This is a genomic window from Janthinobacterium violaceinigrum, from assembly GCF_009208555.1.
Taxonomy (GTDB): Bacteria; Pseudomonadota; Gammaproteobacteria; order Burkholderiales; family Burkholderiaceae_D; genus Janthinobacterium; species Janthinobacterium violaceinigrum.
On sequence record NZ_WFLI01000069.1, the window covers coordinates 1 to 8,634 of the forward strand.

Genomic DNA, 8,634 nt, shown 5'->3' on the forward strand with positions numbered 1-8,634 from the left:
TTGGTCCCACCCCTTCCCATCCCGAACAGGACCGTGAAACAACTTTGCGCCGATGATAGTGCTGCAACCAGTGTGAAAGTAGGTTATCGTCAGGCTTGTTATTCGCAGTAGAGAAAAACCCCGCCAGTAATGGCGGGGTTTTTTTTCGTCTGGTGGTTTTGGCTGGCATTGCCCGATCCCGCCTACAATGACGGTATGCGCATTCTGATCATTGAAGACAATCCCGATATTCTTGCCAATCTCTACGCCTACCTGGAAGCCAAGGGCCATGTGCTCGATTCGGCCATGAATGGCTATGCGGGCCTGGCCTTGCTGGCTCAGCATGAATACGATGTGATCGTGCTCGATGTCATGCTGCCTGGTCTGACGGGCCTGGAACTGTGCCAGAAACTGCGCGGCGAATTGCGCAACAGCACGCCAGTGCTGATATTGACGGCGCGCGATACCCTGCAAGACAAGGTCGCTGGCTTTGACAGCGGCGCCGATGACTACCTGGTCAAGCCATTCTCGCTGCTGGAACTGGAAATCCGCCTGAAAGCCTTGCTGCGCCGCGCGCGGGGGCAAACGACGGCCACTGCCGTGCTGGCGGTGGGCGAACTGCGTTTCGATACGGAAAAATTCGAAGTCTGGCGCGCCGGCCACGCATTGACCTTGACCAAGACGGGCTACATCATCCTGAAATGCCTGATGAGCGAAGCACCCAAGCTGGTACCGCGCGAGATGCTCGAGCATGAAGTCTGGGGAGATGACCGTCCCGATAGCGACGCCCTGCGCACGCACATCCATGCGCTGCGGCAGGCGCTCGACAAACCCTATGCCTTTCCCATGCTGCGCACGATTCCCGGCATCGGCTATAAATTACTGAGTAGCGATGCGCCCGTTTAAATCGCTGAAACGGCGCATCATCGTCGCCTATCTGCTGTTTGCCGTGGCGGCGAGTATCTTTTTTGCCATTATCGCGGCCATTGCCGTCGAAGGCATCGAGGTGCGCCTGGTCGACGCGCGCCTGAAGGAAGTGGCGGCCTGGGCCTCGCCCAGGCATGCGGCCGGTTTGCCTGTCGAGATGCCGGCCGGCTTGAGTTTTCATCATGCCGAAGACACGCCGTTGCCCTTGCGTGGCCTGGCGCCCGGCATGCACGAGAAAACCGTCGATGGCGTCGATTTGCACGTGCTGGTCGGCAGCGATGTTCATGGCGAATTCGTCGTCATCGATCATGCCACCGAATATGAAAAGATCGAGCTGGTGGTGTACAGCATGTTTGCCCTCGGTTTTATTGGTTTCCTGATTTGTGCTTCGTTGCTGGGCGCCTTCATCGCCAACCGCCTGATCACGCCGATCATGTCGCTGACGCAGGCCGTCAAGGCGGGACAGGCAGCCTTGCCGTTGCAGGACAGCGCCGATGAATTGGGCATACTGGCGCGCGCTTTTGCTGCGCGTACGGCGGAGTTGACCGAAGTTCTCGACCGCGAGCGGTTTTTTACGGGCGATGTCAGTCATGAATTGCGCACGCCGCTGACCGTGATCACGGGGGCGGCGGAAATCCTCATGGAGCAGGGCGCCGATGCGCCGCTGGTGCGCTCCGCGTCAGAACGTATCTACCGGGCTGCGCGTGAAGCGACCGATTCCGTGACGGTGCTGCTGCGCCTGGCGCGCGCGCCCGAATTGCTGGAATGCGCGTCGCTGTCCGTGGCGGAACTGGCGCGGCAGGAATGCCTGCGCTTCCAATCGCATACGGCTGGCAAGCCGCTTAGCCTCGTGTTTGCGGGCGGCGAAGATTTCCTGGTCAACGCTCCCCGTGAATTGCTGGCGGCCGCCATTGGCAACCTGGTACGCAACGCCTGCCAGTACACCTTGCATGGAGAGGTGACCGTGCGCCTGGCCGGGCGCGCGCTGATCGTTGAGGATACGGGCCCAGGCTTGCCTGAAGCGGCACGCGCGCGCCTGCTGCATCAACCGATACCGGCCAATCTGGGCGGTTCTTCAGGGACAGGGCTGGGCCTGGGCCTGGTTCAACGCATCTGCCTGTATCTGGGCGCGGACCTGGCATTCAGTGTCCGCCCCGCCGGCGGCAGCGTGCTGCGCATTGATTTCATTTAAGCCTGCTTTTTGCGTGCACTTCACGAAAACTTAACGCCTTGTTGACGCGTAATTCATGCCGGCACTTGTAAGGTGAGGCTGGAAGCTCGTCTTGCCCCGGCCCCGTTGTGAACGGCGGGCGGCGTCATGTTCTCTTCATATTGACACTGTACGATGACTTCCATGGTTGCAGCCCTGTGCGGCCAGTCCCTTTCATCTCATCAAGTAATGTGTGCACCCATGTTGTCCAAGCTTAAACTCGTCAAAACTCCCAAAGGCATTGATAGCGTCCTGATGTTGTCGGCCATGCTGATAATCTGGATCGGCAATTACAGCAATCTCGACCTCATCATCGCCGATAGCATGTTCGACGGTGCGCGTGGGCAATTTATTGGCGCCGGCAGCGCGCTGGCGGGCGGTTTCCAGTTTGGCATGACCATGCTTGGCGCCGTCGTGATCGGCCTGGCCATCTGGGACACTTTGCGTCCGCTGGCCTGGCTTGCATCGCGCCGCAGCGCCTTGCGCGTCGTGGCCCTGTCGGCCGTCTTGGTGCCGCTAAGCATTTATTTCCTCTCTTCCTTCAGCGATGTGCCGTGCCCCACGGATTTGCTGCGCTATGGCGGGCTGGAGCCTTATGCGCGTCTGCTGGAAACCTTGCCAGCCAGCGCATCTGCCATGGCCTGCCTGCCCGCTACCCAGGCGAATACCGCCTGGTGGATGCTGGCTTTACCACTGTTCTTTCTGCCTGGGCGGCCACGCACGGCGCTGCTGCTCGCCGGTGTCATGTTGCTGTGCGGTTTGACGGCAGGCTGGCAGCAACAGTTGCAAGGTACGCAATTTTTCACGCACACCTTGTGGTCGGCCTGGATCGCTTCTTTCCTGATTTATCTCCTGCATAACTTGTTCCGGGCCGAGGACGCGTTGGCCTGAAACACAAAAGTACGTCACAATCTGCCTGTCGAGTTGTCGTTTCATACAAAAACAGGAGCACCATGAACGAGCAGATTGCGAGAGAAGTGGTATTGGTCCGGGCTATCGAGACGGCTGACCAGAAAAAAGAAGTCCTCAGCGAGGACGACCGTATGTATGCCAGCCGCAGCGCGCGTGAGCTTGCGCAGTGGCAAGCTTCGGGCAAGCAGGCTGAAGTCACGGGTGACGATTTCCTGCAGCAGCGTTCCGAGCTGATCATCAAGCGCATCACCGAGCGTACGCCGGCCTTCGCCGCCTTCGCGAAGCGCCGCAACGGCATGAAGACCCTGGCGCTGATCCTGCCATTGCTGGCCTTGCTGCTGGGTGCCGGGCTGGACCGCATCACCGATCCGCACCGCGTCGATCTGCTGTCGGCGCCCTTGCTGCTGATCATCGCCTGGAACGTGCTGGTGTATCTGGGCTTGCTGATCTGGCTCTGCATCCCCTCGCACTCGCTTGGCTGGCCGAAGGCGGGGCTGGTGCGCCACCTGAGCGTGGGCCGCCTGGCCTTGCCCCGCAAGCTGCCGCACGCGCTGTCTTCAGGCTTGCTCAGTTTCATGGGGGAATGGGCGCACCTGAGCGCCAAGCTGACGGCCGCTCGGCTGAGCCGTACCATCCACCTGAGCGCCGCCATGTTTGCCATCGGCGCCGTCGCCTCGCTGTATGCGCGCGGTTTCCTGTCGCAATATGCGGCCGGCTGGGAAAGCACTTTCCTGAATGCGGGCCAGGTGCACAGTCTGCTTTCCACCCTGTTTGCGCCGGCTATTGCGCTGTTTCACTTGCAAGGCTTTTCGCTGGCGGAAATCGAAGCGCTGCGTTTCCCGCAAACGACAACCGTGGAAGGCGGCGCGCGCTGGGTGCATCTGTATGCGGCAACGATCTTCCTGCTGGTCGTCGTCCCCCGCCTGATCCTGGCCTTGCTCAACAACTGGCGCGCAGCGCGCCTGGCCAAGCACTTTCCGCTGGATCTAGATCAGCCATATTTCCGCAAGCTCAATGAAAGCATCGGCGTGGCCACGGGCGGCATGCTGCGCGTCTTGCCCTACAGCTTTACGGTCGATGAGGCGCGCCACAAGGGGCTGGGCCAGCTGTCCATCATGCTGTTTGGCGAGCAAGGACGCATGATGCTGCGTCCATCGACGTCGTATGGCGAAGAGCCGCAGGACGTCTTGCGCGGCACGGACTTGAACGATCCGCAAGTCAATATCACGGCCGTGCTGTTCAACCTGACGGCGACGCCGGAAAAGGAAAATCACGGCGCCTTCCTCGACTACCTCGTGCAATCGTCGGCGCGCGGCATCGCCGTCCTGATCGACGAATCGAGCTACCTGGAGCACGCGGGCGAGCAGGCGGACAATGCCGCCCGTTTGGCGGAAAGAGTCGCCTTGTGGCAGCAGTTCTGCCAGTTCCATAAAACCCCGGCCACCCTGGTCAATTTGCTCAATCCTGCCTTGCACCCGCTCGATGCTGGTGTCGGCTTGAAAGTATCGGCTGCAGCATGAGTGTGAATGTGAATAAAGATGTGCAGGACGATGCGGTGCAGATTCAGTTTGCGCTGATTTCGCATACAAATAATGGCAAGACGACCCTGGCGCGCACCCTGGTGGGTGTGGACATCGGCGAAGTGCGCGACGCCGCCCACGTGACCGTGTTTGCGGAATCGCATACCTTGCTGGCCACGCCGCAGGGCGATGCCCTGCAATTATGGGATACGCCAGGCTTTGGCGATTCCGTGCGCCTGCTCAAGCGCCTGGGGCAATCGGGCAATCCCATCGGCTGGTTCCTGCGCGAAGTGCTGGACCGTTATCGCGATCGTCCGTTCTGGCTCAGCCAGCAAGCGTTGCGCACGGCCAAGGACGCGGCTGACGTGGTGCTGTATTTGGTGAATTCTTCGGAGAATCCCAGGGATGCTGGCTACTTGCCGGCGGAAATGAAAATCCTCGAGTGGCTGGGCAAACCCGTGGTCGTCTTGCTCAATCAGATGGGGCCGCCACGGCCGGGCAATGAGGAACACGGCGAGCAGGCGCGCTGGCGCGAACATTTGCAGCAGTATCCGATCGTGCGCGACGTCCTGGCGCTCGATGCCTTTGCCCGCTGCTGGGTGCATGAACGCGTGTTTTACGAAGCCGTGGGCAAATTGCTGCCGCAGTCGCAGCAAGCTGGCTATGCGCGCTTGTTTGCTACCTGGCAAGCGCAAAATACGGCGCGTTTCCAGCAGGCCATGCACTTGCTGGCCACGCAGCTGGCCGCGGCAGGCCAGGATCGCGAAGCCATCGAGTCCGTCTCCAAGGGCTTGCTGAAATCGGCCTTGCAAGTGGTGGGTATTGGCAAGAATGCAGAGCAACAACGTCAGGAAAAGGCGATGGCCAGCCTGGTGACGCGGCTCAATACGCGCAGCAGTGACACCACGCGTGAACTGTTGATCTTGCACAAACTTGATCCGACCGATGCGCATAAGATCAATGCGCGGGTACGCGATAATTTTGCCGTGCGCGCGCCGATTGACAAGGCGCAAGCAGGGTTGTTGGGCGCCATGATTTCCGGCGCTGCGACAGGCTTGTCGGCCGACCTGATTTCAGGCGGCCTGACCTTGGGCACGGGCGCGCTGCTGGGCGGCGTGGTCGGTGCACTGACGTTTGCAGGGGCTGCCTGGGGTTTTAATTCCGGCACGGAGCGCAATGAGCCCACCATGCAATTTACGGACGCCTTCCTGCGTACCTTGGTCGTGGCGGGCGTGCTGCGTTATCTGGCGGTGGCGCACTTTGGCCGTGGCCGCGGCAATTTCGTCGAAGGCGAAGCGCCGGCGTTCTGGCAGGATGAAGTCGAGCAAGCGGTAGCGCGCCATGACACGGCTTTGGCCGAGTTGTGGAAAGAGGTGCGCCGGGAAAAATCGCCGGAGCAAGCCGCAGAGCGCGTCGTTCCCGTGATGGCCGCCATCACCTCCGATACCTTGGCGCGTCTGTATCCGGACGTGGCGCGCCTGGTCTAGCGCATCGGGCGCGGGCTTGCAGCCACTGTTGCAGGAATTGCACGCAGGCCCTGACCTTGGCCGAGTTCGACAACCGCGAGGTGGTCACCGCCCATACATCGGCAGTCTGCTGATACGCGGGCAAAATGCGCACCAGCTTGCCTTGCGCCAGGCTGCTTTCCACATCCCATGCCGAACGCAAGATGATGCCGTGGCCATCCAGCGCCCATTGATGGACGATTTCGCCATTGTTGGCCGAAAGTGCCCCGTCGACTTTCACGGTTTCCGGCCCGTGCGGTCCTTGCAGTTTCCAGCGCCGCCCATCCTGGTCGCGCTCGCGGATGACGATGCAGTCGTGCTCGCGCAATTGCGCCAGGATGTCCGGCGTTCCGCGTTGCTCCAGATAGGCGGGCGCGGCACATAGCACGCGCTGGTTGCTGGCAATGCGGTGGGCGATCAGGTCCGGCTCGTGTACCACGCCGATGCGAATGTCGAGGTCGAAACCTTCGCCCAGCAGGTCAACGGGGCGGTCGAGCAATTCCAGCTGTATTTTCAGGTCTGGGTATTGCCGTGCCAGCTGGGATAGGGCGGGACCGAGCCGGTTGCGCCCGAAACCGGAACTGGAGCAAATGCGCAGCACGCCCTGCGGCTGCAGTTTCGACTGCGTTACCGCTTCCCCCATTTGCTCGACATCTTCCAGAATGCGCTGCGCCCATTGCCGCACGATCTCGCCGTGATCGGTGACACTGACCCGGCGCGTGGTCCGGTGCAGCAGCCGTACTTGCAGCGCCGCCTCCAGCATGCCGATGCGCTTGCTGACGACGGCCTTGGAAATACCCAGTTCCAGCGCCGTGGCGGCGAAGCTGGTTTTATGGGCGACCTGGCAAAACAGGCGTAAATCTTCCAGCAGCGGCGTATGTTTCATCGATTGACCACGAAATGTGAATGCTAGGGTTATGCGTTCCCTGATTGTATTCTGAGATGGGATCAGTATCATCGACGCATCGATTTCGCATCCATTTATATCCAGGAGAATCCCATGCCAGCACACAGAATCGCAGTCATCGCCGGCGACGGCATAGGCAATGAAGTCATGCCGGAAGGGCTGCGTGTGGTCGAGGCCGCCGCGCGCCGCTTCAATATCGACTTGCAGTTCACGACAATGGCATGGGCGAATTGCGATTATTACCTGGAGCATGGCCAGATGATGCCCTCGGACTGGTTTGCTCAGCTCAAGGATTTCGACGCCATCTATTTTGGTGCCGTCGGCTGGCCGGACAAGGTGCCCGACCATATCTCATTATGGGGTTCGCTGTTGAAATTCCGGCGCGAGTTCGATGAATACGTCAACTTGCGGCCCGTGCGGCTGATGCCGGGCGTGCCGTGTCCGCTGGCGAATAAAAAGCCGGGTGATATCGACTTTTATGTGGTGCGTGAAAACACGGAAGGAGAATATTCGTCCGTGGGCGGCCGCATGTTCGAAGGCACCGAGCGTGAAACGGTGCTGCAGGAATCCGTTTTTACGCGCAAGGGCGTTGATCGCATCCTGAAATATGCGTTTGAGCTGGCGCAAAGCCGGCCTAAAAAACACCTGACGTCGGCGACCAAGTCGAATGGCATCGCGATCAGCATGCCATTCTGGGATGAACGGGTGGAAGCGATGGGCCCCAGTTTTCCCGACGTGCGCTGGGACAAATATCACATCGACATCCTGGCGGCCCGTTTCGTGCTCAGTCCCGAACGCTTCGACGTGGTGGTAGCGTCGAATCTGTTTGGCGACATCCTGTCCGACCTGGGGCCCGCGTGCACGGGCACGATCGCCATCGCGCCGTCGGCCAATATCAATCCGGAGCGCACGTTTCCCTCGGTATTTGAGCCCGTGCATGGTTCCGCCCCCGATATCTATGGCCAGAATATCGCCAACCCGATCGGCATGATCTGGTCGGGCGCCATGATGCTCGATTTCCTCGGCAATGGCGACGCCCGCTACACGGCCGCGCATGATGCGATTGTGCGCGCCATCGAACAGGTGCTCGAGCATGGGCCACGTACGCCGGACATGGGCGGCAGCGCCAGTACGACCGAGGTGGGCATGGCGGTTGCTGAATTGCTGAAATAAAGCTTGCCGCCCATGGGCGGCTTTGCTATAGTTCGCCTCCCCAATGAGACGCACTGGTTTGCGGCACAAAAGGGACAGCCTTCCGGGGCTGGGTAGTAAAAAGAAGGTGTTGACGATTGTGCTGAAATGCTTCATACTCTTCCTTCTTCGCAGCTGACAAACACAACGCTTTGTCGATAGCGCGAAAGCAGTAACCGAATACAGTTCTTTAACAATTAACAGTCGATAAGTGTGGGCATTTGATGTCAGTGCAGCAGCGATCTTCGGATTGCTGTAATACTTAAAATATCAAATGTTCACAAGAAATAATGAAATAGGCGCTACGCAAGTAGTGGCCTGTCAGTTTTTTGAGTGAGCGACCCGTTAGAAATAACGGTGCCGGTAAAACGGCAAAGTAACAGAGATTAAACTGAAGAGTTTGATCCTGGCTCAGATTGAACGCTGGCGGCATGCCTTACACATGCAAGTCGAACGGCAGCACGGAGCTTGCTCTGGTGGCGA

The 8,634-nt window shown here is 59.8% G+C and carries 7 protein-coding genes and 2 rRNA genes; 8 read left to right on the plus strand and 1 reads right to left on the minus strand.

The window, feature by feature from the left end; translation table 11 throughout:
- From rrf to GCN75_RS28325, 6 genes are all read left to right on the plus strand, one after another.
- Positions 1–95, plus strand: a 5S ribosomal RNA gene (rrf, locus tag GCN75_RS30030); the annotation flags it as partial.
- Between the two features lie 100 nt (positions 96–195).
- Positions 196–885, plus strand: coding sequence for a response regulator transcription factor (locus GCN75_RS28305; protein ID WP_152285314.1), 690 nt, complete (start codon positions 196–198; stop codon positions 883–885).
- On the plus strand, positions 872–2,098 hold the full coding sequence (locus tag GCN75_RS28310) for a sensor histidine kinase (protein ID WP_152285315.1): 1,227 nt from the start codon (positions 872–874) through the stop codon (positions 2,096–2,098). The genes GCN75_RS28305 and GCN75_RS28310 overlap by 14 nt, the downstream gene beginning before the upstream one ends.
- A 219-nt stretch (positions 2,099–2,317) precedes the next feature.
- Complete coding sequence (locus tag GCN75_RS28315; protein WP_152285316.1) at positions 2,318–3,007, plus strand: phosphatase PAP2 family protein; 690 nt, start codon at positions 2,318–2,320, stop codon at positions 3,005–3,007.
- 62 nt (positions 3,008–3,069) lie between these two features.
- Positions 3,070–4,548, plus strand: a complete 1,479-nt coding sequence (locus GCN75_RS28320; protein ID WP_152285317.1) for a DUF2868 domain-containing protein — start codon at positions 3,070–3,072, stop codon at positions 4,546–4,548.
- Positions 4,545–6,035 (plus strand): DUF3482 domain-containing protein, encoded by a 1,491-nt coding sequence (locus GCN75_RS28325; RefSeq protein ID WP_152285318.1) that lies wholly within the window; start codon positions 4,545–4,547, stop codon positions 6,033–6,035. The genes GCN75_RS28320 and GCN75_RS28325 overlap by 4 nt, the downstream gene beginning before the upstream one ends.
- On the opposite strand, the gene GCN75_RS28330 is transcribed toward GCN75_RS28325, so the two are convergent.
- Entirely contained in the window at positions 5,983–6,939 is a 957-nt protein-coding gene (locus GCN75_RS28330) for a LysR family transcriptional regulator (protein ID WP_152285319.1), read from the minus strand. The two genes, GCN75_RS28325 and GCN75_RS28330, sit on opposite strands and share 53 nt — an antisense overlap.
- Before the next feature lie 114 nt (positions 6,940–7,053).
- Here GCN75_RS28330 and GCN75_RS28335 point away from each other — a divergent pair, with 114 nt between their 5' ends.
- Both GCN75_RS28335 and GCN75_RS28340 read left to right on the plus strand, forming a co-directional pair.
- Complete coding sequence (locus GCN75_RS28335; RefSeq protein ID WP_152285320.1) at positions 7,054–8,133, plus strand: tartrate dehydrogenase; 1,080 nt, start codon at positions 7,054–7,056, stop codon at positions 8,131–8,133.
- Between the two features lie 406 nt (positions 8,134–8,539).
- Positions 8,540–8,634: ribosomal RNA gene (locus GCN75_RS28340) — 16S ribosomal RNA — on the plus strand; the annotation flags it as partial.